At 66.3% G+C, this 23,458-nt stretch carries 28 protein-coding genes; 16 read left to right on the top strand and 12 right to left on the bottom strand.

Annotation, left to right across the window (positions count from 1 at the left end; all coding sequences use genetic code 11):
• Positions 1 to 1,041: a ferrochelatase gene (hemH, locus tag CFE28_01150; GenBank protein ID OYU68729.1), complete on the bottom strand. Its 1,041-nt coding sequence runs from the start codon at positions 1,039 to 1,041 to the stop codon at positions 1 to 3.
• A complete protein-coding gene (locus tag CFE28_01145; GenBank protein ID OYU71486.1) occupies positions 1,038 to 2,084 on the bottom strand; it encodes a uroporphyrinogen decarboxylase in 1,047 nt (348 codons plus the stop codon). Before CFE28_01145 ends, hemH begins: the two co-directional genes overlap by 4 nt.
• A 455-nt stretch (positions 2,085 to 2,539) precedes the next feature.
• Here CFE28_01145 and CFE28_01140 point away from each other — a divergent pair, with 455 nt between their 5' ends.
• The 9 genes from CFE28_01140 to dnaQ all read left to right on the top strand — a co-directional run bounded on the left by CFE28_01140 (position 2,540) and on the right by dnaQ (position 10,457).
• Positions 2,540 to 3,352 carry a hypothetical protein gene (locus CFE28_01140; GenBank protein OYU68728.1) on the top strand — a complete coding sequence of 271 codons (813 nt, stop codon included), beginning with the start codon at positions 2,540 to 2,542 and terminating at the stop codon, positions 3,350 to 3,352.
• A gap of 62 nt (positions 3,353 to 3,414) precedes the next feature.
• Positions 3,415 to 4,362 carry a glyoxalase gene (locus tag CFE28_01135; GenBank protein OYU68727.1) on the top strand — a complete coding sequence of 316 codons (948 nt, stop codon included), beginning with the start codon at positions 3,415 to 3,417 and terminating at the stop codon, positions 4,360 to 4,362.
• Positions 4,363 to 4,364: 2 nt separating this feature from the next.
• Complete coding sequence (locus CFE28_01130) at positions 4,365 to 5,204, top strand: 5-carboxymethyl-2-hydroxymuconate isomerase (protein OYU68726.1); 840 nt, start codon at positions 4,365 to 4,367, stop codon at positions 5,202 to 5,204.
• 3 nt (positions 5,205 to 5,207) lie between these two features.
• On the top strand, positions 5,208 to 6,674 hold the full coding sequence (locus tag CFE28_01125) for a monooxygenase (protein ID OYU68725.1): 1,467 nt from the start codon (positions 5,208 to 5,210) through the stop codon (positions 6,672 to 6,674).
• Between the two features lie 90 nt (positions 6,675 to 6,764).
• On the top strand, positions 6,765 to 7,607 hold the full coding sequence (locus tag CFE28_01120) for a phosphoenolpyruvate synthase regulatory protein (GenBank protein ID OYU68724.1): 843 nt from the start codon (positions 6,765 to 6,767) through the stop codon (positions 7,605 to 7,607).
• Positions 7,608 to 8,204, top strand: a complete 597-nt coding sequence (locus tag CFE28_01115; protein ID OYU68723.1) for a septum formation protein Maf — start codon at positions 7,608 to 7,610, stop codon at positions 8,202 to 8,204.
• Positions 8,201 to 9,052: a shikimate dehydrogenase gene (aroE, locus tag CFE28_01110; protein OYU68722.1), complete on the top strand. Its 852-nt coding sequence runs from the start codon at positions 8,201 to 8,203 to the stop codon at positions 9,050 to 9,052. The genes CFE28_01115 and aroE overlap by 4 nt, the downstream gene beginning before the upstream one ends.
• A complete protein-coding gene (locus CFE28_01105; GenBank protein ID OYU68721.1) occupies positions 9,049 to 9,675 on the top strand; it encodes a dephospho-CoA kinase in 627 nt (208 codons plus the stop codon). The genes aroE and CFE28_01105 overlap by 4 nt, the downstream gene beginning before the upstream one ends.
• An 80-nt stretch (positions 9,676 to 9,755) precedes the next feature.
• The gene (gene dnaQ, locus CFE28_01100; protein ID OYU68720.1) at positions 9,756 to 10,457 is read left to right on the top strand and encodes a DNA polymerase III subunit epsilon; all 702 of its coding nucleotides are present in this window, start codon (positions 9,756 to 9,758) and stop codon (positions 10,455 to 10,457) included.
• Between the two features lie 34 nt (positions 10,458 to 10,491).
• On the opposite strand, the gene CFE28_01095 is transcribed toward dnaQ, so the two are convergent.
• On the bottom strand, positions 10,492 to 10,989 hold the full coding sequence (locus tag CFE28_01095) for a protein-export chaperone SecB (protein ID OYU68719.1): 498 nt from the start codon (positions 10,987 to 10,989) through the stop codon (positions 10,492 to 10,494).
• A gap of 156 nt (positions 10,990 to 11,145) precedes the next feature.
• Between CFE28_01095 and CFE28_01090 the strand changes: the two genes are divergently transcribed.
• From CFE28_01090 to CFE28_01080, 3 genes are read left to right on the top strand one after another with little or no spacing between them, the layout of a single operon-like run.
• Positions 11,146 to 11,757 carry a preprotein translocase subunit Tim44 gene (locus tag CFE28_01090; GenBank protein ID OYU68718.1) on the top strand — a complete coding sequence of 204 codons (612 nt, stop codon included), beginning with the start codon at positions 11,146 to 11,148 and terminating at the stop codon, positions 11,755 to 11,757.
• Positions 11,744 to 12,892, top strand: a complete 1,149-nt coding sequence (locus tag CFE28_01085; protein OYU71485.1) for a transglycosylase — start codon at positions 11,744 to 11,746, stop codon at positions 12,890 to 12,892. Before CFE28_01090 ends, CFE28_01085 begins: the two co-directional genes overlap by 14 nt.
• A gap of 38 nt (positions 12,893 to 12,930) precedes the next feature.
• The gene (locus CFE28_01080; protein ID OYU68717.1) at positions 12,931 to 13,431 is read left to right on the top strand and encodes a DNA mismatch repair protein MutS; all 501 of its coding nucleotides are present in this window, start codon (positions 12,931 to 12,933) and stop codon (positions 13,429 to 13,431) included.
• Here the strand turns inward: CFE28_01080 and CFE28_01075 are convergent.
• Complete coding sequence (locus CFE28_01075; GenBank protein OYU68716.1) at positions 13,428 to 14,678, bottom strand: dicarboxylate/amino acid:cation symporter; 1,251 nt, start codon at positions 14,676 to 14,678, stop codon at positions 13,428 to 13,430. The two genes, CFE28_01080 and CFE28_01075, sit on opposite strands and share 4 nt — an antisense overlap.
• A gap of 114 nt (positions 14,679 to 14,792) precedes the next feature.
• Here CFE28_01075 and CFE28_01070 point away from each other — a divergent pair, with 114 nt between their 5' ends.
• Positions 14,793 to 15,404, top strand: a complete 612-nt coding sequence (locus tag CFE28_01070; GenBank protein ID OYU68715.1) for a hypothetical protein — start codon at positions 14,793 to 14,795, stop codon at positions 15,402 to 15,404.
• A 2-nt stretch (positions 15,405 to 15,406) separates the two neighbouring features.
• Here CFE28_01070 and CFE28_01065 read toward each other — a convergent pair whose 3' ends face one another.
• Genes CFE28_01065 through CFE28_01040 form a run of 6 tightly spaced genes read right to left on the bottom strand, consistent with a single transcriptional unit; the run spans position 15,407 to position 19,458 of the window.
• Complete coding sequence (locus tag CFE28_01065; protein ID OYU68714.1) at positions 15,407 to 15,733, bottom strand: phosphoribosyl-ATP diphosphatase; 327 nt, start codon at positions 15,731 to 15,733, stop codon at positions 15,407 to 15,409.
• Positions 15,730 to 16,518, bottom strand: a complete 789-nt coding sequence (locus CFE28_01060) for an imidazole glycerol phosphate synthase subunit HisF (protein ID OYU68713.1) — start codon at positions 16,516 to 16,518, stop codon at positions 15,730 to 15,732. Before CFE28_01060 ends, CFE28_01065 begins: the two co-directional genes overlap by 4 nt.
• Positions 16,518 to 17,249, bottom strand: a complete 732-nt coding sequence (gene hisA / locus CFE28_01055; GenBank protein ID OYU68712.1) for a 1-(5-phosphoribosyl)-5-[(5-phosphoribosylamino)methylideneamino]imidazole-4-carboxamide isomerase — start codon at positions 17,247 to 17,249, stop codon at positions 16,518 to 16,520. Before hisA ends, CFE28_01060 begins: the two co-directional genes overlap by 1 nt.
• On the bottom strand, positions 17,237 to 17,869 hold the full coding sequence (gene hisH, locus CFE28_01050) for an imidazole glycerol phosphate synthase subunit HisH (protein ID OYU68711.1): 633 nt from the start codon (positions 17,867 to 17,869) through the stop codon (positions 17,237 to 17,239). The genes hisA and hisH overlap by 13 nt, the downstream gene beginning before the upstream one ends.
• Positions 17,870 to 17,875: 6 nt before the next feature.
• Positions 17,876 to 18,466 (bottom strand): imidazoleglycerol-phosphate dehydratase, encoded by a 591-nt coding sequence (locus CFE28_01045; protein ID OYU68710.1) that lies wholly within the window; start codon positions 18,464 to 18,466, stop codon positions 17,876 to 17,878.
• A 2-nt stretch (positions 18,467 to 18,468) separates the two neighbouring features.
• Complete coding sequence (locus CFE28_01040; protein OYU68709.1) at positions 18,469 to 19,458, bottom strand: adenosine kinase; 990 nt, start codon at positions 19,456 to 19,458, stop codon at positions 18,469 to 18,471.
• Between the two features lie 125 nt (positions 19,459 to 19,583).
• On the opposite strand from CFE28_01040, the gene CFE28_01035 reads away from it, so the two are divergent.
• Complete coding sequence (locus CFE28_01035) at positions 19,584 to 20,414, top strand: peptidylprolyl isomerase (protein OYU68708.1); 831 nt, start codon at positions 19,584 to 19,586, stop codon at positions 20,412 to 20,414.
• Here CFE28_01035 and nth read toward each other — a convergent pair.
• Entirely contained in the window at positions 20,411 to 21,085 is a 675-nt protein-coding gene (gene nth / locus CFE28_01030) for an endonuclease III (protein ID OYU68707.1), read from the bottom strand. The two genes, CFE28_01035 and nth, sit on opposite strands and share 4 nt — an antisense overlap.
• A gap of 91 nt (positions 21,086 to 21,176) precedes the next feature.
• Between nth and CFE28_01025 the strand changes: the two genes are divergently transcribed.
• Positions 21,177 to 21,656, top strand: a complete 480-nt coding sequence (locus CFE28_01025; GenBank protein OYU68706.1) for a hypothetical protein — start codon at positions 21,177 to 21,179, stop codon at positions 21,654 to 21,656.
• Between the two features lie 2 nt (positions 21,657 to 21,658).
• The gene (locus CFE28_01020) at positions 21,659 to 22,396 is read left to right on the top strand and encodes a molybdopterin biosynthesis protein MoeB (GenBank protein OYU68705.1); all 738 of its coding nucleotides are present in this window, start codon (positions 21,659 to 21,661) and stop codon (positions 22,394 to 22,396) included.
• Between the two features lie 55 nt (positions 22,397 to 22,451).
• Here CFE28_01020 and CFE28_01015 read toward each other — a convergent pair whose 3' ends face one another.
• Positions 22,452 to 23,438 (bottom strand): D-glycerate dehydrogenase, encoded by a 987-nt coding sequence (locus CFE28_01015; GenBank protein OYU68704.1) that lies wholly within the window; start codon positions 23,436 to 23,438, stop codon positions 22,452 to 22,454.
• Between the last annotated feature and the right edge of the window lie 20 nt (positions 23,439 to 23,458).

Genomic DNA, 23,458 nt, shown 5'->3' with positions numbered 1-23,458 from the left:
TCAGGCCTCCTTGGCCGCGCACCTGACGGCGCAGTTCTTCTTGCCGGCCGGGCAGGTCCATCCCCCGTCAGCCGACACGCCCTTTTCCTGCTCCAGACATGTCCCGGTCGCCTGGGCCAGGGCGTCTATGAAGGCGGGCTCGGTCCCGAGCGCCGGCGCCCGCAGATAGGGGGTGCAACCGACCTCATGGGCCAGCTCGCCATATTCGTGGTCCAGCTCCACCAGGGTCTCGATGTGTTCCGAGACAAAGGCGATGGGCACCACCAGAAGGCCGATTCCCTCCTCCCCGGCGCGGCGGATCTCAGCGTCCGTGGAGGGGCCGATCCATTTCAGCGGGCCAACCCGGCTCTGATAGGACACCCGCCAGTCGGTCAGCTCGGGAACCCTCGCTGCGATGGCCGCAGCTGTGGCCTCGATCTGGACCTGGTAGGGATCGCCCGCCTCGATGATCTTCTCCGGAAGGCCATGGGCCGAGAACAGCAGCCGGACATTGCCCGGCTTGCCCGCGGCTTCCCAGGTCGAGGTGATGCGGTTGACGTGGGCCGTGATCACCCCGTCTGAAACCGGATAGCAGCAGATGGTCCGGGTGCGGCCAGATCCCTTATAGGTCTCGTTCCACGCCTTGAGGGAGGATCCAGAGGTGGTGGTGGAGAACTGGGGATAGAGCGGCAAGAGGACGATCTCATCCGGGGCGAAGGCCGCGACCTCAGCCGCCGTCTCCTTCGTAAACGGCTTCCAGTAACGCATGGCGATGAAAACCCGGACCTCGTCCTGCGGCCTCAGGGCCGACAGGCTGGCCTTGAGGGCGTCGGCCTGGGCCTGGGTCTGGGGCAGGATGGGCGAGCCTCCACCCATGCGGTCATAATTGGCCTGGGCGCTTTTCTCCCGGGTGGTGGAGATCAGGGCCGCCAGGGGATAGCGAACAAAGAACGGCGCACCGATAATGGCCGGGTCCTTGAAAAGATTATACAAAAACGGACGAACAGCCTTGGGGCCATCCGGTCCGCCCAGGTTGAACAGGACAACGGCCAGACGGCTCATCGTCCTGTCACCCGGCGAATGGTCCGCTCAAGATGCTCGATGGGGGTGTCAGGCAAGACCCCGTGGCCGAGGTTGAAAATATAGGGACCGTCAGACCAGGCCTCGATCAGGGCGTCCACCCTTGCATCAAGGGCAGGACCGCCGGATCGCAGGAGCAGGTTGTCCAGGGCGCCCTGGATCGCCTTGCCCCCCGCCTGGATGGACTTGCCAAGGGCGATGGGCGCCTGGGTGTCCAGGGCGACAGCCTGAACAGGAACCTGGGCCGCGTAATTGGCCACAAGGGCGCCTGCCCCCCGGGGGAAGCCGATGAAGGGGGCGTCGACCCCGGCCGCACGGACCCGCTCGATGATGGCCTTGTGGGGTTTGATCACGATCCGCTCGAAGACGTCTTCAGCCAGACCTTCCGCCCAGCTTTCGAACAGCTTGAGGGCCTGGGCGCCAGACCTGGCCTGCATGACCAGATAGCGGGCGGTGGAGTCCACCAGGATCTCCAGAAGCTCGTCGAGCTTTTCCGGGTTCTGGTAGGCATAGGTCCGGGCGCCGGACCGGTCAGACCCCCTGCCCTCGATCATGTAGGTGGCCACGGTCCAGGGGGCGCCGGCGAACCCGATAAGGGCCCGCTCAGGCTCAAGCTCCGCCCGAACCCGGCTGAGGGTCTCGCCGATATTGGCCAGGTGGGCTGTGGAGGACTCGATCCGGTCGCGCATGAAACCAAGGTCGGGAAGCTCGCCCAGCCTTGGCCCCTCCCCGGCTTCGAACCAGACCTCCTGGCCCAGGGCCTGGGGGATCAGCAGGATATCGGCAAAGACAATGGCGGCGTCCAGGGGGAACCGCCGCATGGGCTGGAGCGTCGCCTCGGCGGCCATCTCCGGATTGAAGCAGAAGGCGATGAAGTCCTTGGCCCGGGTTCGCAGCTCGCGATATTCCGGCAGGGACCGTCCCGCCTGACGCATGAACCAGACCGGGGGCCGCTCGAAAACCTCGCCGGCCAGGGCGGCCAGGAACCTGGGTCGGGACGCAGCGGAATTCTGATCTTGGGACATGACGCCCTTAAACCGCCTTCCCGCCCCGCACTCAAGGCCCTCGCCTGCCCGGCGGCCAATCTTCAAACAGATAGATTTTGAAATTGGATTGTAGGGGCAGCGTATGGGCTGTCGATAACGGGGAAAACTCTGCGCAAAGCGGTATGTCAGAACCTCATTGCACCCACGGCGCCCTTCGGTTTCCACAGAGCCTGTCCCGACCTGTGAATTTCGGGGACAGACCTTCAAGTGGCTTGTGTCATTAATCTTTCATTAACCCCTTGCCGCCCGGCGCCGGGGGACAGGCCAGACCCGAAGTTAAGTCTTTCTTAACCACTATGAACAGGGTCCGATCCGACAATTGCGCGGGGGCCGGGGCCCGGCTGAACAGACCTTCCATCCCCGCTATCAAGCCATGAGGCCGGGGTCCGCGGCTTCTCCCCAATCGGGACCCAGGCCGTGCCGGAGATGTCGACATGCTTTTCCCCAGGAAACCGATCGCACCGGGGGATCACTTCAGGGCCGCCGGACGCCTGCGGGACGCCCGCCCCCCAAGGCATGGCTTGGCGAAGTCCCGAAAGCCCAGCATAGAAAGGCCCATGACCTCGCCAGCCCCCGCAATGTCAGGACAGGACACCGCTCCGCCCTTCCAGAAGCGCCGGCGAGCCAGGGCACGGCCTGCCCTGATGCTGGCGGGACTCAAACTACTGGCGGTGCGGCCCGTGGACAGCCTGACCATTGATGAAATCGTCGAGGCGGCCGGGGTGGCCAAGGGCAGCTTCTTCTACCACTTCGCCGACAAGAAGAGTTTCGCCCGGGAAATCGCCGCCCAGGTGAGGGTGGATGTGGAAGCCACCATTGATCAGGTCAATGCCGGCGTCACCGACCCGGCCCTGCGGGTGGCCAGGGGCATTGGCCAGTTCATGCTTTTCGCCCTGCAGGAACCGGACAAGGCCGCTGTCGTGCTCAATTCGGACTGGCGGTCCGCCGATCCGAGACACGCCCTCAATGCAGGGCTTCGGGCCGACCTGCAGCTGGGCCTCCAGTCCGGCCGGTTTGACTGTCCCGATATCGACGCCGCCATGCTGACCCTGATCGGCGTCACCAACCTGCTGATCGGCAAGATCCTCTTCGATCAGCCGCGGCCCGACCAGGCCCGGCTCCTGTTCACCTCGGTCCTCACCTTCGCCTTCCGGGGTCTGGGGGTTACCCCTGCAGAGGCCGGCGCCCTGCTGGAAGCCACAGCGGCCCAGATCCTGCCCGACGACGGCGTCCGCCTTCCGGCTTGACCCGAACCCCGCCCTGGGCTCTATTTGACTAAATAGTCATATAATATTCCGGGGAGGTCGCTTTGAGTCTGATCAGGATCGAGGACATCGCCCATGTCAGGTTCGCGGCGCCGGACCTGGATGAAATGGAGCGGTTCATCATCGCCTTCGGCCTGAAGCCGGACCGCCGCTCGCCCGACCTGTTGTTTGCAGCCGGGGCCGGATCCTCGCCGGTCCTGCATGTGACCGAGACGGGCGAGGCCCGGTTTGTGGCTGTGGGCTTCCGGGCCGAGAGCCTGGCGGACCTGGAAAAACTGGCTGCGGCCGAAGGGGTGGCGGTCGAGGATCTGGCCAGCGGCGGCCAGGCCTGGCCCGGGGGTGGAAAGGTTGTCCGCCTCACCGACCCTGATGGCCATGGGGTGGAAGTGGTCGCCGGCCAGACCCCCCAACAAACCTCACCCATTCCCCGGGACGCGCCCCGCAATACGGCCTCTGTCCGGCCCCGCCAGGGAAAGGCCCTGCGCCTGACCCCCGGGCCGTCCACCGTCATCCGGCTGGGCCATGCCGTGCTGGAAATCTCGGACTTCCGCCGCTCGGAAGCCTGGTACAAGGACCGCTTCGGCCTGGTGACTTCTGATGAGATCGAGGCCGCGCCGGGCATGGCCATTGGCGCCTTCCTGCGCTGCGACCGGGGGGATACGCCGACGGACCACCATACCCTCTTCCTCCTGCAATCGCCCCGGGCCCCGGCCCTGAACCATGCGGCCTTTGAGGTGGCCAATAGCGACGACCTGCGACTGGGCCATGATCACCTGGCCCGGGACGGCCGCACCCCGGCCTGGGGGATTGGCCGCCACATTCTGGGCAGCCAGATCTTCGACTACTGGAAAGACCCCTTCGGCAATGAGCTGGAGCACTGGACTGATGGCGACCTGTTCACGGCGGGCGACGGGTCGAACAAGGCGACGCTCCAGGACCTGCTCAGCGTCCAGTGGGGCCCCAACCATCCCATGATGTCCCAAGGAAACTGACCATGCAGATCTGCACCTATCTGGCCGACCAGGGGCCCCGGGTCGGCGTTGTCGCCAACGGCCAGGTGATCGACGCCGGGTTTGACGGCTCCATGATCGATCTGATCAGCCAGTGGCCCCAGGTCCGGGGCCGGATCGAAGCCGCCGTGGCCGCAGGTTCGGGAAAACCCCTGGGGCAGGTCCAGCTGCTGGCGCCGGTTCCCCGTCCCGGCAAGGTCTTCGCCATTGGCCTCAACTATGCCGACCATATCGAAGAGAGCCGGATGGAGACTCCGGAACACCAGGTCTGGTTCACCAAGGCGGTGACCAGCGTCACAGGCCCCTACGCCCCGGTGCAGATCCCGAAGGTCAGCGCCTTTGTGGACTATGAGGCTGAACTGGTGGCGGTGATCGGCAAGGGCGGAAAGCACATACCGGCCGAAAAAGCCGCCGAGCACATCTTCGGATACGCCGTGGGCAATGATGTCACCGAAAGGTTCTGGCAGCACCGCACCGCCCAATGGTCCCTGGGCAAGTCCTTCGACACCCACGCCCCCTTTGGCCCCTGGATCACCACCACCGACGCCGTGGCTGATGTCCACGCTTTGGGGATCCGGTGCCTGGTCAATGGGCAGGAGCGGCAGAACTCGAATACCCGCCATCTGGTGTTCGACATCTTCCAGCAGATCGAACACCTGTCCCAGGCCATGACCCTGGAGCCCGGGGACGTGATCTTCACCGGCACCCCCGGCGGGATCGGCGCGGCCATGATCCCGCGGCAGTTCCTGAAGGCCGGGGATGTGGTGCGATGTGAGATCGATGGCCTGGGCCATATCGAAAACACCTTGGCGCCGGAGGCCTGAACCTTGGTTGACGCCTGCGATGTGCTGATCATCGGGGCCGGTCCGACCGGCGCCGTGCTGGCCGCCCTGTTGGGACAGGCGGGGGTGAAGACCGTGCTCGTTGACCGGGCTCCGAATGTCTACCCCCTGCCCAGGGCCGCCCATATTGACCACGAAATCGTCAGGATCCTGCAACAGCTGGGGGTCGCCGAAGAGGTCATGGCCGTCAGCCGCCCGGCCGAGCAGTACGACTTCCTCACCGCCGACCGTCAGGTCCTGCTGCGGTTCCTGACCAGGGGCTCGCCTTCGGGATGGCCGGCGGCCAACATGATCCATCAGCCCTCGGTGGAAGCGGCGATCCGTCGGCGCATCGAAGACCTGACCCCGCTTGAAATGCGCCTGGAATGGAACCTGCTGGATCTCGAGGACGCTGCAGACGGGGTGACCGCCCGGTTCGAAACCCCCGAGGGTGAGAAGAAGATCAGGGCCAGGTATCTGGTTGGCGCCGATGGCGCCTCATCCCGGGTCCGGACCCTGATCGGCGCAAAAGTGGAAGACCTGAAGTTCGACGAGCCCTGGCTGGTGATCGACACGGTGGTCCACGACCCTGCGCGCCTGCCCGACATCAACCTGCAGATCTGCGATCCGGCGCGACCGACCACCTGCGTCATGATGGGTTCGGGCCGCCACCGCTGGGAATTCATGATCCGGCCGGGCGAGAGCCTGGACACCATGCTGGACGACGAGGTCATCGCCGGGCTGCTGGCGCCCTGGAATGTGGAGGGCGCGGTGACCCTGGAGCGCAAGGCGGTCTATCGTTTCCACGCCCTGATCGCCGAGACCTGGCGGGCCGGAGGGGTCTTCCTGGCCGGGGATGCGGCCCACCAGACCCCGCCCTTCGCCGGTCAGGGCATGTGCGCCGGGATCCGGGACGCCGCAAACCTGGCCTGGAAGCTGGCGGCGGTCCTGAAGGGCCAGGCGGGCGAGGCCCTGCTGGACACCTATGAAACCGAAAGGCGGCCCCATGTCCGGTCGGTCATAGACCTGGCCCTGATGATGGGGCGGACGGTCTGCATCCTGGATCCGGCCGCCGCCGCCCAGAGGGACGCCGCCATGCTGGCCCAGCGCGCCGCCGCGCCGCCAGACGCGCCCGGACAGGGAAATCCCATGACGCCGCTGGGCGGCCCGGCTGTCCTGGCCGGCAGTCCGGGGGCCGGGGAACTGTTCATCCAGCCGTGGAGCGCAGACCAGAAGTGGGATGATGTCGCCGGGGACGGCGCCTGGTTGATCACCCGCGAGACCGTGGACCCTGCGCCGGGGATCTCGGTCTTTCGCCTGGGTGATCCCGGGCTGGCGGCCTTTGCCGGGGATTTCTCCACCTGGCTGGGAAAGCGTGGGGCGGACTCGGTGCTGGTGCGGCCAGACCGTCATGTTTTCGGGACCGGGCCTGCGGCGCAACTGGTCAAGGCGTGGACATCGGCCCTGTCCTGACCCGGACAAAACCTTGCACGTCTCGACCGATCCCGCCTCAGGTCCTATCTAGGACAATCGCTGGACCTCTGGGTGAGAACTGCCGAGACCATGACCACGCCGCCGCGCATCTCGACCTATTTCCATGTCCACCTGGTGTCGGACTCCACCGGCGAGACCCTGAACGCCATGGCCCGGGCGGTTTGCGCCCGGTTCGAGAACGTCCTGCCGATCGAGCACATCTACGCCCTGGTGCGGTCCCCCCGACAGCTGGAGCGGGCCCTCACCGATATCGAGGCCGCCCCGGGGGTGGTGATGCATACGATTGTCGATGACGAGCTTCGCTCGGCCCTGGAAGAAGGCTGCCGGCGGCTGGACATGACCTGCATCGCCGCTCTCGATCCCCTGGTCTCGGCCATGTCCCGCTATCTGGGCGCTTCACTCAGCCGCCGGGTCGGGGTGCAGCACACCCTGGACAATGACTATTTCAACCGGATGGACGCCCTGAACTACGCCATGGGCCATGATGACGGCCAGGGGGGCCAGGATCTGGACCAGGCTGATGTCATTCTGGTGGGGGTGTCGCGGACCTCAAAGACCCCGACCTGCATCTATCTGGCCCACCGCGGGGTGCGGGCGGCCAATGTGCCCCTGGTGCCCGGCCAGCCCATTCCTGAAAAACTGCTGGTGGCCCGGCGCGCCGTGATCGTCGCCCTGACGGCGTCACCTGACCGGCTGATCCAGATCCGCCGCAACCGGTTGCTGTCCCTCAAGGAAAACCGGGAGTCGACCTATACGGATGTGGACGCGGTTCGCGATGAAATCGTCCAGGCCCGGCGGCTTTATGAAAAGCACGGCTGGCCGGTGATTGACGTCACCCGCCGCAGTGTTGAAGAAACCGCCGCAGCCGTGCTGAACATACTGAACAGCGGCGGCGGACATGTTGAGGTCTAGATGCCTGACTCCCTGACGCTTGCGTCCAAGAGCGCAGCCCGCACGGCGGTCCTGCGCGGGGCGGGTCTGAACTTCGAGACGGCTGATTCCCGGGTGGACGAGGACGTGACCAAGTCAGCCCTGCTGGCGAGGTCGGCCTCGCCCCGGGAGATCGCCATGGCCCTGGCGGAGGAAAAGGCCCTGGCCGTTGCGGCCTCGCGTCCCGGTCTGGTGATCGGCGCCGACCAGACCCTGGAATTCCAGGGCGGACTCTATGACAAGGTCGCCAGCCTAGAGGCCGCGCGGGACAGGCTGAAACTGCTGCGCGGCCAACCCCATCAACTGCATTCGGCTGTGGTCCTGGCCCGGGGCGAGGACGTGGTCTGGCGGGAAACCGTGACGGCCACCCTGACCATGCGCGACTTCTCCGACGCCTTCCTGGAGGCCTATCTGGACGAAGAGGGATCTGCGGCCCTGGGTTCGGTGGGCTGCTATCGGCTGGAAAGCCTGGGGGTCCAGCTGTTTTCCGCCATTGATGGCGACTATTTCACCATTCTTGGCCTGCCCCTGATGGGGCTGCTGGAGCGCCTGCGCGCCCATGAGGTTCTGACCCCATGACCATTTCCGGAAAAACCCGACTGGCCGGGGTGGCGGGTCAGCCCATCGCCCATTCCCTCAGCCCCATCCTGCACAACGCCTGGCTGAAGGCGGCGGATCTGGACGGGGTCTATGTGCCCTTCGCCATCGCCGAGCCGAAGTTCGACGCCTTCATCGAGGGTCTGAGGGGCGGCGGGGTCCGGGGCCTGAATGTCACCCTGCCGTTCAAGATCCGCGCCCTGGCTGCGGCGGACGAGGCGAGCCACAGGGCGCGTCTGGCCCAGGCGGCCAATGTCCTGGTCTTCCGCGATGACGGAACCATCTTCGCTGACAATACCGACGGCGCGGGCCTTATCTGGGCCTTCGCCAGCCAGGCGCCGGGCTTTGATCCCCAGGCCGGAACCGTGGCCATCATCGGGGCGGGCGGCGGCGCCCAGGGTGCGGCGGCGGCCTTTCTCGAGGCTGGCTGTCCCCGGGTGCGCATCCTGAACCGGACCCTGGAAAAGGCCGAGCGCGTGGCGGAAAAGCTGGGGGCGGGCGCAGAAGCCTGGAGCCTGGCCGACGCCCGTCAGGGGCTGGAGGACGTGATCGCCGTGGTCAACGCCACATCGGCCGGCCTGCTGGGCGGCGCCCTTGATCTTCCCCTGGACGCCACGCCCCCCGAGGCTGTGATCATGGACATGACCTACAAGCCCCTGATCACCCCCTTGCTCACCCAGGCCCTGGGCCTTGGGCGGCGGACCGTGGATGGTCTTGAAATGCTGATCGGCCAGGCGCGGCCGTCATTCGCAGCCTTTTTCGGTCAGGAACCCCCTGACAGTGTCGATGTCCGGCGTCTGGCCCTGGACGCCCTGGAGGCCAATTCATGATCACCCTGGGACTGACCGGCTCCATCGGCATGGGAAAATCCACCACGGCCGCCATGTTCCGGGAGGCCGGGATCCCGGTCTATGACGCCGACGCCGCGGTGGCGGAAATCTATCTGAAGGGCGGAGCGGCTGTGGCGCCCCTCGAGGCGGCTTTTCCAGGGGTGACCCGGGACGGCGCCGTGGACCGCGAGGCCCTGCGCCAGAGGGTGCTGGGCAATGACGAAGCCATGGCCAGACTGAATTCCGTGGTTCATCCCCTGCTGGGCAAGGACCGGGTGGCCTTCTTTGAGAAGGCCGTCGCGGCCAAGGCCGATCTGGTGGTCCTGGACATTCCCCTGCTGTTTGAAACCGGCGGCGAGCGGAACATGGACGCGGTAGCGGTGGTCTCGGCGCCGGCGGAAATGCAGCGCGAGCGGGTCCTGGCCCGGGAAGGCATGACGCCGGAGCGCCTGGACGCCATCCTGTCGCGCCAGACGCCGGATGCGGAAAAGCGCGCCCGGGCTGACTATGTGATCGACACCGGCAGGGGTCTCGAAGCAGCCCAGGAACAGGTGACCACGGTCATCGCCGATATACGGGCCCGGGCGGCGGCCGGAACCCTGAAGTCCCGCCGGGAGTCCTGATCCACAGGCGCGAGCTCCCGCCTGTGGGAACATGCCCCAAGCCAAGTTGCCCGGGCCCGCGAAACGCGCCATGAAACATCATGGCCCGCGAGATTGTCCTCGATACTGAAACCACCGGATTCGAGCCCCATCTGGGCCACCGGCTGGTGGAGCTCGCCGCCCTGGAAATCGAAGACTTCATCCCGACGGGGCGCAGTTTCCACATCTATATCGATCCTGAACGGGACATGCCCCCCGAGGCCGAGAAGGTTCACGGCCTGTCGGCCGATTTCCTGCGGGGCAAGCCGAAATTCGCGGACCCTGAAGTCGCCCTGGCCTTCCTCGACTTTGTCGGAGATGCGCCCCTGGTGGCGCACAATGCCGGCTTTGACCGGGCCTTCGTGAACTGGGAGCTGAACACCATCGGCATGGCGCCCCTGCCCGAAGCGCGGTGGGTCGACACCCTGGCCCTGGCCCGCCTGCGGTTTCCCGGCATGCACAATTCCCTCGACGCCCTGTGCAAGCGCTTCAAGATTTCCCTGTCCGAACGGGAAAAACACGGCGCCCTGATCGACGCCCGCCTGCTGGCGGCGGTCTATCTGGAACTCAAGGGCGGCCGGGAGCGCACCCTTGAACTGGTGGCCGAGACGCAGACCGCGGCCTTCGGGACCCTGCGCGAAAACGCCTATGGCCCGAGATCGAGGCCCCTGGCGCCCCGGTCAAGCGAAGCCGAGCGCGCGGCGCACGCCGCCTTCGTCCTGGGCCATCTCAAGAGCGAGATGTGGAAGAAGCACGGGGTCTAGCACCGGCTTCCCAATTATCGGATCGAAACAGCCTCTAGGCGTTGCCGACCACCACGCCCTCACCTTCGGCCTGGGCCTTGCGCGCGGCATAGACGCCGGCGAAGTCGATGGGATCGAGCAGGAAGGGGGGGAAGCCGCCGTCCGTGGTGACGTCGCCGATGATCCGCCGGGCATAGGGGAAGAGGAAGCGGGGGCATTCCACCAGCAGGACCATTTCCATGTCCTCGGCCGAAACGCCCTCAATGGCGAACAGGCCGCCATAAAGCAGCTCGACCACGAACAGGGGGCCGTCCTCGCGCATGGCCCGGGCCGAGAGCTTGAGGTCGACTTCATAGAGACCATCGTCGCGACCGCGGGCGTTCATTTCCACGCCCATGTCGATCTGCGGCTGGGGGCCGCCCGAGCGCAGGACGTCCGGCGCCAGGGGGTTCTCGAAGCTGAGATCGCGGATGAACTGGGTCATGATCCGGATGCCGGGCTCAGCAGACTGGCCGTTTACTTCTGGCGCTGCGGACTGATCTGTATCGCTCATGGCATGTTCCCGTCGGGATCGGGATGTCCGTTTACATCCCTTTCAAGGCCGGGGCTGCTAACATGAGGTTGGGGCTGATGCAATGACAGCCCTGACGCGGCGGGAAGAACACCCTATATGAAGACTTCCGTAACCCAGGTGAGGCACGAACCCTAAGTGCTCCAGATGATCCTCTTTGCCGCCCTGGCCGCCGTGGTCCTGTTCCAGCTCTATTCCGTGCTGGGCCGCAGGGTCGGCCGGCAGCCCGAAGACAATGCGTCACCCGCCGCCGTGAGTCCGACCGCCGGAGATCCGGCGCCGGTCCTCGAGACGCCAGTCTCCGATGAGGTCGCCGGCGGTGGTCTGGCCGCCCTCAAGGCCCGGGACAGCAGTTTTGAGCTGCTCAGCTTCCTCAATGGCGCCCGGACGGCCTATCAGAAAATCGTGGAAGCCTTCGCGGCGGGCGACCGGGAAACCCTGAAGGATCTCCTGTCGCCGCCGGTCATGGCCGCCTTTGAAGGTGAAATCACCCGGCGTGAAACCGAAGGCCGGACGGAAGCTGTCGAATTTCTCCAGATTCCCCGGGCTGATCTCGAAAAGGCTCTGGTCGAGGGCGACAAGGCCCGCCTGACTGTCCGTTTCCTCGGTGAGTTGCGCAGCCGCACCAAGGGACCGGAAGGCGAAGGGGTCGAGGATCGTCGTACGGCCGAACTCTGGACATTTGAACGGTCGCTGGACAGCCGAAATCCCAACTGGATTCTGGTCCAGGTCGGCGCTGCGGAAGCCTAGGGTCTTGCGGGCGGGCAGGCTGGTGGCCGTTGCGGCCCTGCTGATCCTCAGCGCCTGCGCCAGCGCGCCAAAGCCCGCGCCCACCCCGCGACCGACTCCTGTGGCGAGGCCTCCGGTTTCAGAGCCGGCTCCAGCCCCGCCGCCGCCCAGACCCGCCGCCGTGCGGGAGCGGTTTTCAGACCTGCCCGGTTGGGAAAAGGAAGATCACGCCGCAGCCTTCCGGGCCTTTCGCCAGACCTGTCATGCCGCCCGGGACCGGGACATGGGCGTGGTCTGCCGCCGCGCCCAGACCATGGTCGACCCTGACCAGGCCCACGCCCGGGCGTTTTTCGAAGACAATTTCCGCCCCGAGCGCCTGACAGGTGAGGGGATTCTCACCGCCTATTTCGCCCCGGAATACGAAGCCCGGACAGCGCCCGACGAAGACTTCAACGCCCCGGTCCGGCCAAGGCCTGCCGATATGGTGGTCAAGGACGGCCAGATCCTGAAGTCCGGGCCCCGGGGCGTCCTCACCCCCTATCCCGATCGCGCCGCCATCGAGGCCCAGCCCACCGCCGACGCCCTGGCCTGGATGCGACCGGAAGACCTGTTCTTCCTGCAGATCCAGGGATCCGGAGTCCTGACCTATGAGGATGGTCGCCGGGAGAAGGTGCTCTATGCAGGCAATAATGGTCTGCCCTTTGTCGGGATCGCCACGCCCATGCGTCGCCAGGGCCTGCTGCCGGAAAACGGAACCTCGGGCGAGGCGATCCGCAGCTGGCTGGCCGCCCACAGGGGTCCCGAAGCCCAGACGGTCATGCAGCTCAATCCCCGCTACGCCTTCTTCCGCACCGCCCCGGATGACGGCGTCGCGCCCCTGGGGGCGGCGGGCCTGCCCCTGCCGACCGGTCGGGCGATCGCCGTGGACCCACGGCATCACAGTTATGGCGAACTCATCTGGATCGACGCCGACGCCCCCAACCTGTCTGGCGCCTTCCCGGCCTATCGCCGGCTGGTGAGCGCCCTGGACACCGGGGGCGCCATCAAGGGCGAGATCCGCGCCGACCTCTATCTGGGTCAGGGCGCCGCCGCAGGTCTGGAGGCCGGCCGGGTCCGGCATGTCCTGCGCATGCATCACCTGGTTCCCAGGCCGTGAAACGACCGGTCCGCCCGGAGGAACAGAGGCTCTGGTCCATGGTGGCCTCGACGGTCCACCCTCTGCCGGGACGCAGCCACCCGGAAAGGCCGCAGGCCTCGGGCGATCCCCAGCCCCTGGGCGACGCCCTCTCGCCGCAGAAGCCGGGAATAGGCGGACTGATCCCCGGGCCGGTTCCCACAGGGCCCCGCATGGCGCCGCCGCCGCCATCCAAAACCATTGAGCCCGGGCGTCGTCATCGCATTGCAAAGGAACGCGACCCGATCGGCGCCCATATCGACCTGCACGGCATGGATCAGGCCCGGGCGCGGATCGTGCTGGAGGCCTTCATCTTCCGCAGCTGGAATGAGGGCATGCGGGCGGTTCTGGTGATTACCGGCAAGGGGGTGCGCGGCGATGGAATCCTGCGGCGCATGACCCCGGAATGGCTGGCCGACGCCAGACTTCGCGATGTGGTGGCCGGAATTTCAGAGGCGCAGCGGCGACACGGAGGGGAAGGAGCCCTCTATGTGGCCCTCAAACGTCACCCGCGGACCTAGGACTCCGCCTTGCCCTTGCCCCAGCGCGCCGCCCAGGCGGTGATGCCCACATCGCCCGTGACATTGCCTATGGTCCGGGAAAAGTCAGGGAAGGTTTCCACGGCCAGAAGCAGGGGCAGGAGTTCCATGGGAACACCCATGGCCCCGCAGATCGGCACCAGGGTTGTGAAGAAGGTCACGGAACTGGCGACGCCAACGGCCGCCAGGCTGACGATGCAGGCGACCACGACGCCCACCGCCAGCTGGGCCGGGCCCAGATGCACCCCGTAAATGTGCGCCACATAGATGGCCACAGCCAGATTGCCGGCCGGACTGGTGATGCGGAACAGGGCCACGGCCATGGGCAGGACCAGACCCCGCACGCCCTGGGGGACGCCCAGCTTTTCGGTGGCTTCCAGCATGACCGGCAGGGAGGCGAGGGAGGACTGGGTCGAGATGGCCATGGCCTCCACCGGAATCAGGGCCGTGAACAGCTTGCCCACGGGAACCCGGCCGCCAAAGATCGCCATGAGCAGGCCAAGCACCCCGGCCAGCAGGCACATGATCGAGACAATGACCACATACTGGCTGAGTATGCCCACAGCGCCGAAGCCGGTCCGGGCGCCGACCACAAAGGCCAGGAGGAAGACCCCCACGGGGGCGATCTTCAGCACCCAGTCGACGATCACCATCATGGTGGCCTGGATGGCGTCGAACAGACCAAACAGGGTGTCGCGACGACCGGCTTCCAGACGGGTCGCGGCCAGACCAAACACCAGACCGAAGAAGACAATGGAGGCCATGGCGCCTTCTGCCGCCGCCTTGACCGGGTTGGCGGGAATGAAGGACTTCAGCATTTCCGTGATGGGCGGCGAAGCCGGGACCTGGGATCCCAGACCCTGGGCTGAGGCGCGCAGGGCCTCGGCCGCAGGCCCGGCCGCGGGCCAGATTTCCAGCAGGGCAGGGGTGGCGAAGGCCGCGATGGTGGTCGAAGCCAGCAACATGACAGCGAAGGCCAGCAGGCTCTGGCCGGGCAGGCCGCCGCTCTTCATGGCGCCAGCGGCCTGGGCGACGCCCACCACCAGCAGGGAAAAGACCAGGGGAATGATGGTCATGCGCAAGGCGTCGAGCCATATGCCGCCAAGGGCCTCACTGGTGGAGACCAGCTGCGCAGCCAGGGGCGGCGCCAGGTGCGGCGACAGGGCGCCAAGGACCAGGCCCAGAATCAGGCCGGCGAGAATGCGGGTGGTGAGGGAGTTGAGCGCCATGGGTGCAGGATTGCCGCAAGCGGTGCATCTGACCAGCCCCAAATCTCAGCGGAGGGAGCCGCCGCCAGCAAGGCGCCTGCAAAACAAGCGCGATTGGGTCTAGGCTCGCAGGCCATGCGCCACGTCCTGCCCCTCCTGCTCGCCCTGGGTCTCGCCAGTCCGGCCGCCGCCGCCGACCAGGGCAGCGTGCACCCACGGGAAACCGTAAGGGATGCGGTCCTGGCGCCCCTGGAAGACCTCAACCTGAAGGAAACGCCGATTCCGGAGGTCCTGTCCCGGGCCAGGTCCGATCCCTATGCCCTGACGGGGCTTGATCGATGTGAACCCATTGCGGCTGAAATCGGCCGTCTGGACGCGGCCCTCGGCCCCGATCTGGATGAGGCGCCGCCTCCGGACACCAGAAGTCGGGCCGCGAAGATCGCCGATGAAGTGAAGGGGGCTGGTCTGGCCGAAGTGCGCGACAAGACCCGCTCGGTCCTGCCGTTTCGCGGCTGGGTGCGTAAACTCAGCGGCGCTGCGGCCCATGACAGGAAGGTCAAGGCCGCCATTCGCGCCGGAGAGATCCGCCGGGGTTTCCTGAAGGGGACCGGCATGCGGATGAACTGCGCCCCGCCGGCCGCGCCGTCCTGGTTCGTGCCCGCCAAACCAGCGGCGCCGCCAAGCCTGTGGGACCGGTTCGTGACCTGGATCCGCAGCTGGTGGCCCTTCCAGGCCAGAGCCGGGTGAATCTATTGCTTGCGCCAGGCCTTTTCTTCCAGGCCTGACCGGCCTTCGCGGCTCTCCAGCCAGGAGGCGATGTCGTCCAGGGTGACCCCGGAGGCCGCCAGCAGGACCAGGAAGTGATAGACCAGATCCGCGCTCTCGGCGGCCAGGCCGTCCTTGTCCCGCTGAACCGCGGAAATCACGACCTCGACCGCTTCCTCGCCGAACTTCTTGGCGGTGCGCTCCACCCCCTGGGATAGGAGCTGGGCGGTATAGGAGCTGGCGGGATCGGCGCCCTTGCGGGCCTCGATGGTCGCTGACAGGCGATCCAGGGCGTCTGAAAACCGGCTCATGCGAATTTCTCCGACAGGTGATCAGGTAATTGGCGAACAGGTATGCGCGCTGCGGCCATGGCCGCCTTGACCTGGGATATGGAAACTTCGCCAAAGTGGAAAATCGATGCAGCGAGAACAGCATCCGCGCCGCCGGTCAGGACGGCGTCCACCATGTGCCGGGCGTTTCCGGCGCCGCCTGAGGCGATCACCGGCACATTGACCGCCGAGGTGACGGCTTTCAGCAGGTCGAGGTCATAGCCGGTCTTGGCGCCGTCCCGGTCCATGGAGGTCAGCAGGATCTCGCCCGCGCCGCGCTTCACGGCGTCGACGGCATAGTCCACCACGTCCAGGCCGGTGTCGGTCCGTCCGCCATAGGTGAAAACCCGCCAGTCCCCGTCCGGGGTGCGCTTGGCGTCAATGGCGACCACAACGGCCTGGGATCCGAAGGCGTCGGCGCAGTCGCTGATAAGGGCCCGGTTCTCCACCGCCGCCGTATTGACGCTGATCTTGTCGGCGCCGGCCAGCAACAGACGCCGGGCGTCCTCGACCTTGCGGATTCCGCCGCCCACCGACAGGGGCATGAAGCAGACATCAGCGGTCCGGGCGATGACATCGAGAATGGCGCCGCGCCCCTCATGGCTGGCGGTGATGTCCAGGAACATCAGCTCATCCGCGCCGGCTGCGTCATAGGCGCTGGCCTGTTCCACCGGATCGCCGGCGTCGCGCAGGGAGACAAAGTTCACGCCCTTGACCACCCGGCCATCCTTGACGTCCAGACAGGGTATGACGCGAACCTTGAGCATCAGAGGGCGACTTTCAGGGCCTCGGCCGGGTTGATGGCGCCGTTATAGAGGGCGCGACCAAGAACGGCCCCGGCGATGGGCGTGCCCTTATAGGCCTGCAGACGGACAATGTCGTCCACAGTGGCCAGGCCCCCGGCGGCGATGACCGGAATGGAGACGGCGTCGGCGATTGCGCCAAAGGCCTCGACATTGAAGCCCATGACCGTGCCGTCCCGGTCGATGTCGGTGATGATCAGGGCGCCAACCCCGCCGTCTTCGAACCGCTTGGCCACGGTGACCGCGTCAAGATCGGTGCTTTCGGTCCAGCCCTGGGTGGCCACCTTGCCGCCGCGGATGTCGACGCTGACCGCGATCTGCTCGGGCCAGAGGAAGGAGGCTTCATTGACAATGTGCGGCAGGGTCACGGCGATGGTGCCGAGGATCACCCGGGAGACCCCGGCCTCGATCCACCGTTCAATGTCCTTGAGGGAGCGGATGCCGCCGCCCAGCTGGACCGGCACCGAGACGGATTCGAGAATGGCCTCGACGGCCTTCTCATTGATCGCCCGGCCTTCAACAGCGCCGTTCAGGTCCACCACGTGCAGCCAGTGGAAACCGGCGTCGGCCCAGGTCCTGGCCTGGTCGGAGGGCGAGGCGTTGAACACCGTCGCCGTATTGAGGTCGCCATGCAGGACGCGCACGCACTGGCCGTCTTTCAGATCGATGGCCGGATAAAGAATCAAGGTCGCCACTCCAGGAACCGCGCCAGCAGGGCCAGACCGGCGCTCTGTGACTTTTCAGGGTGAAACTGCACGCCCGCGAAATTGTCCCGGGCGACGGCGGCGGGGAAAGGTCCGCCGTGATCGACATATGCCGCCACATGGGCGGGGTCGTCCGGAAAGAATGCGAAGGAGTGGGTGAAATACATGGGATCGTCGCCGATCCGGGCGATCAGAGGCGGCCCCTGCGGATCAATCAGGCTGTTCCAGCCCATGTGGGGCACCTTGGCCTCGGGGCTGTTGGGGGTGATGCGCTTCACATCCCCGGCGATCCAGCCCAGGCCCGCAGTCTCGCCGAACTCCAGGCCGCGGCTGGCCATGAGCTGCATGCCGACACATATGCCCAGAAAGGGCCGGCCCTTGTGGCGGACCGCTTCATTGAGCGCATCCTCGAGACCTGGTCTGGCCTGGAAGGCGCGGATGCAGGCGGCGAAGGCGCCCACCCCGGGAAGGACTATGCGGTCGGCGGCCAGGATCTCCTGCGGCGCGCAGGTGACGACGATCTCCGCCCCGCCGTCAGCGGCGCGGATGAGCGCCTTTTCGGCCGAGCGCAGATTGCCCGAGCCATAGTCGATCAGGGCGACCTTGTTCATGGGGCTTCAGAGTACGCCCTTGGTGGAAGGCGCCTGACCCAGGGTCTTGGGGTCCAGCTCGACGGCGTCGCGCAGGGCGCGGGCCAGGGCCTTGAAGCCGCTCTCGGCTATGTGGTGGCTGTTGTCCCCATAGAGGGTTTCCAGATGCACACAGGCGCCGCAGTTCATGGCGAAGGCGTGGTGGAATTCCTTGAACAGCTCGGTGTCCATGTCGCCGACCTTGGGGGTCTTGTACGCCACCTTCCAGATCAGATAGGGGCGGTTGGACAGGTCCAGGGCGCACCGGGTCAGGGTTTCGTCCATGGGGATATAGGCGTGGCCGAAACGCCGGACGCCCTTGAAGCCGTCCAGGGCCTTGTTGAAGGCCAGACCCAGGACAATGCCGGTGTCTTCCACCGTGTGGTGCTGGTCGATGTGCAGGTCGCCCTTGGTGCGGACCTTCAGGTCAAAGCCGCCATGACGGGCAAAGCTGTCCAGCATGTGATCGAGGAAGCCGATACCGGTGGCGACGTCGGCCACGCCGGTTCCGTCGAGATCAAGGCTGATCTCGATCTGGGTTTCCCTGGTATTGCGAACAACCTCGGCAGTGCGCGCCATGGTCACAGTCCCTTCTGCGCGGCCAGATCGGCCAGGCGAACCTGGGGCCGGGGGCCATAGTGCGAGATGACTTCCGCCGCCGCCAGAGACCCCAGCTGGCCACAGACCTGCAGGGGCCGGTCGGCCGCCAGGCCGAACATGAAGCCGGCGGCGTACTGATCGCCCGCGCCGGTGGTGTCGATCACCTTGTCCACGGGATAGGCGCCGACTTCGACGGTTTCGGTTCCGCGCAGGATGACCGAGCCATCGGCCCCGCGGGTCACGGCCGCCAGCTTCACCTTGGTCCGCAGGCGGCTGAGGGCTTCCAGGAAGTTGTCGGTCTCGAACAGGGTGCAGACTTCGGTGTGGTTGGCGAAGACCAGATCCACCTGGGTTTCCAGGAAGGCCAGCAGACCTTCGCGATGACGCTCGGCCACGAAGCCATCGGACAGGGTCAGGGCGATCATCCGGCCGCTGGCCCTGGCCAGGCCTGCGGCCTTGGCGAAGGCCCGGCGGGCGGACTCGGCGTCGAACAGATAGCCTTCCAGATAGACGATCTTCGCGGCCTCGATGACCTTTGCGTCGACATCCTCAGCGGTGAATTCAGTGGAGGCGCCCAGGAAGGTGCACATGGTGCGCTCGCCGTCCGGGGTCACATTGATCAGGCTGCGGGCGGTGGCCGGGCCGCCGATCAGGGGCGGGGTGTCGAAATGGGCGCCTATGGCCCGCATGTCGTGGGCGAAGACATCCCCAAGCTGGTCCTTGGCGACCTTGCCCAGATAGGCGGCGCGTCCGCCGAAGCTGGCGACGCCGGCAATGGTGTTGCCGGCCGACCCGCCCGAGGTCTCAACCCCGGCGGCCATGCGGGAATAGAGGTCTGTGCTGCGGGCCTCGTCCACCAGCATCATGGCGCCCTTGTCCAGGCCCTCGGCTGTGAGGAAGGCGTCTTCCGCTGGCGCGATCACATCGACAATGGCATTGCCGATGGCGGCGACGTCATAAAGCAGCGTCATGGGGCAGGAACTTTCGGCAAGGTCGACTTGGGCGGCTGACTACAGGTAAAGCCGGGCTGGGGCAACGCAGGCGCAGGCGCCTGCAGCCTCTATAGTCCGGGAATTTTAAGAAGGCGTTCTGGATCATGGCTCGAATACCGCTTTTCGCCGCCCTGACAGCGGCCCTGCTGGCCGCATCCGCCGCCGGGGCGGCACCGGCCAGGTCTTCTGGCTGGACGCCGGTGGATCCTGAAAACCTGCTGGTCATCGACACGACAAAGGGCCGCATACTTGTGGCCATGGCGCCAGATCTGGCGCCCAGGGCGGTCGAGCGGATCCGGCTGCTGGCCCGGGAGCATGTCTATGACGGCCTTCAGTTCCACCGGGTGATCGAGGGCTTTGTCGACCAGACCGGAAACCCCAACAACCGCGATGGCGGGGTTTCGAGTCATCCGGACCTGGCGCCGGAATTCATCGCCCGTCTGGCGCCTGGTTCGTTCTCCCCGGTCCGGTCAGCCACCGACAGCCAGCAGGGATTTGTCGGCCCTGTTCCCGTTGAGGCGGTCTCGTTGGCGGAAGCTTCCCGTTCCGCAGAAGGCAAGGTGCGGCTCTGGGGGGCCTATTGCCCGGGCGTCGCCGGCATGGGCCGCCAGGCCGATCCGGGCAGCGCCAATTCCGAGATCTTCTTCATGCGGGAGTCCAGCCGGCGCCTCGACCGGGACTACACGGTCTGGGGCAAGGTGGTTTTGGGTCTGGAGGTGGTGCGGGCCATGGCCGTGGGCGAGCCCCCGACAGCGCCCGACAAGATGCTGAAGGTGACGGTGGCGTCTGATCTGGCGCCCGGCGAGCGGCCCCGGGTCGAGGTTATGGACGCCAGGTCGGCAGCTTTCCGCAAGCTGGCTTCAAGGGCGCGCCAGGCAAGGGGCGCTGACTTCACCGTCTGCGACCTGGACCTTCCCGCCCGGCTGATTCCCTAGGCCTTGCCCTTAGAAGGGCAGAGATCGGCCAGGACGCACTCTTCGCATTTCGGTCGCCGGGCCAGGCAGACATAGCGTCCATGCAGGATCAGCCAATGGTGGGCCCTGACCTTGGCGGCGTCCGGGACAATGGCCATGAGCTCGGCCTCCACCTGATCGGGGGTCTTGCCCCGGGCCAGGCCCAACCTGTGCGAGACCCGGAAGACATGGGTGTCGACGGCTATGGCGGGCTCAATGCCCAGTTCATTCAGCACCACGCTGGCGGTCTTGCGGCCGACACCAGGCAGGGCCTGGAGGTCCTGGCGGTTCAGGGGAACCTCGCCGCCATGCTGTTCGACAATGATCTTCGCCGCCGCCAGGACATTCTTCGCCTTGGTCCGGAAGAGGCCGATGGAGGAGATGAGGGGGATCAGGCCCTCTTCGCCCAGGGCCAGCATGGCCTGGGGCGTATCGGCCGCCGCGAACAGTTTCGCGGTCGCCTTGTTGACCTGCACGTCCGTGGCCTGGGCCGACAGGGCGACCGCGGTCACCAGGGTGTAGGGGCTGGTATAGTCCAGCTCGGTGCGGGGGTCCTCGGACACGGTCTCGAACCGGGCGAAGATCTCGGCAATGCGGGCCCGCTCGGCTGTGGAAAGCCGTCGTGCGGGCGTCGATCTGGGGGAGGTGGCCATTCCCCGACCATGACGCGATCGCCCCCCTTTCGCCAAGGCCCCGTCAGGCGTAGTTCTAGGGCCATGTCCGATTTTCGCGAGGCTTGAGGCTTTGGACGATCTCGTCTTCATGGATGCCGAAATCCGGCCGCACAGGTCCCTGTCGGAAAAGGGGTTCATCATACTGATCACCGTGGTGACGGTGGTGAACTGCATATGCGCCGCCGTCTTCCTGGCCATGGGGGCCTATTTCGTCCCCTTCTTCCTGGGCCTGGACGTTCTGGCGATCCTGGTGGCTTTCCTGGCCAGCTATGCGGCGGCCCGTCAGATCGAGCGGGTCCTGGTGACCGACCGCAGCGTTCGCATCACCCATGAGACCCCCAAGGCCGTGCGGCTGGTCTGGGAAAGCCCGACCGCCTTCACCCGGGTCAATCTCTATGCCGATGACGACCAGTTGCAGGACCTGCGGGTCGCCCTGTCCGGCAAGGAGGCCCAGGTGGCCCGGGCCCTGGGACCCACCGAAAAGGCCCAGTTCGCCGACGCCCTGGAAGGCGCCATCCACAGGGCGCGCCGCGCCCGTTACGTGGTCTAGGCATGAGCTTCAGCGATGACGAGGTCGAGCGCTATGCCCGGCATCTGGTCCTGCGTGAGGTGGGCGGCCCTGGCCAGCAGGCCCTGAAGGCGGCGAAGGTCGCGGTGGTCGGTGCAGGGGGTCTTGGCGCTCCGGTCAGCCTCTATCTGGCCGCCGCCGGGGTGGGATCCCTGACCCTCATTGATCCAGACATTGTCGACCTCAGCAATCTGCAGCGTCAGGTGCTGTATGCCGATGGCGATCTGGGGCGGCCAAAGGTTGAGGCGGCTGCAGAGCGCCTGGCCGCCCTCAACCATCATGTGAAGATCAACGGCCTCCGGGCGGCCCTGACAGCTGAAACCGCTGTGGACCTGCTGAGCGGTCATGACCTGGTCCTGGACGGCACGGATGATTTCGCCACCCGGTTTGCGGTCAATGGCGCCTGCGTCCAGCTGGGCCTGCCCCTGGTTTCGGGGGCCATTGGTCGCTGGACCGGTCAGGTCGGGGTATTTGGCGCCAGGCCCTGCTATCGCTGCCTGGTTCCTGAAATCCCGCCCGACGCCGAGACCTGCTCGGCCGTGGGGGTGATCGGCGCCCTGGCCGGGGTGATCGGCTCGATGATGGCCCTGGAGGCGATCAAGGTGATCACCGGTGCGGGAGAGGCCCTCACCGGGCGACTGCTGATCTATGACGCCCTGTCGGCCCAGACCCGGACGGTGAGGATCGGCGCGGATCCTGGCTGCACCGTGTGCGGCGGCTAGCGCATTCCGAAAAGTGGGAACCGGTTTTCGGACAAAATGCGCGAAAACAAAAAACCTACAGCATTGACGACAGGACCCGGTCCGGCGGTCGGTGACCGTCCATCCAGGTCTTGAGGTTGATGATGACCTTCTCGCCCATTTCCGTGCGGGCCTCCACCGTGGCCGAACCCAGGTGCGGCAGGAGGACGGCGTTGGGCAGGTCCAGCAGTTTGGGATTGATGGCCGGTTCGAACTCGAAGACGTCCAGTCCCGCGCCAGCTATGCCGCCGGCTGCGAGGATGTCGGCCAGGGCGCTCTCGTCGATGATTTCACCCCGGGCGGTGTTCACCAGAACGGCGTGGGGCGACATCAGTTTGAGGCGGCGGGCCGAAAGCAGGTGATAGGTGGCGGGCGTGTGCGGGCAGTTGACCGAGATGATGTCCATCCGCGCCAGCATCTGGTCCAGGCTCTCCCAGTAGGTGGCCTCCAGTTCCTCGGCGATCCGGGGGCTGACCGGCTTGCGGTTGTGATAGTGGATCTGCATGCCGAAGGCCCGGGCCCGGCGGGCGACCGCCTGACCGATCCGGCCCATGCCGATGATTCCAAGCCGCTTGCCCGAAATCCGCCGGCCCATCATCCAGGTTGGCGCCCAGCCGGTGAAGTCTCCGGCCTGGGCCACATTGGCGCCTTCGACGATCCGCCGGGAGACAGCCATCATCAGGGCCAGGGTCAGGTCGGCGGTGTCTTCGGTCAGGACGCCGGGGGTGTTGGTGACCAGAATGCCCTTCGCATGGGCGGCGGCCACGTCAATGTGATCGACCCCGGCCCCGAAATTGGCGATCAGTTTCAGGCGCTCGCCAGCATGGGCGAGGACTTCGGCGTCGATCTTGTCGGTGATGGTGGCGACAAGGGCGTCGCAACTGCCCACGGCGTCGATCAGTTCCTGCCGGGAAAAGGGCCGGTCTTCCAGGTTCAGCCGGGTGTCGAACAGCTCGCGCATGCGCGTTTCGACGGAATCAGGGAGCCGTCGGGTGACGATGACGTGCGGCTTTCGCGTGGGCATGGCGGGCAGACTTCAAAAAG

It is taken from the genome of Alphaproteobacteria bacterium PA2 (assembly GCA_002256425.1).
GTDB lineage: Bacteria > Pseudomonadota > Alphaproteobacteria > Caulobacterales > Caulobacteraceae > Phenylobacterium.
The sequence above is the reverse complement of the archived record's forward strand: the minus strand, read 5'-3'. Positions and strand labels throughout refer to the sequence as shown.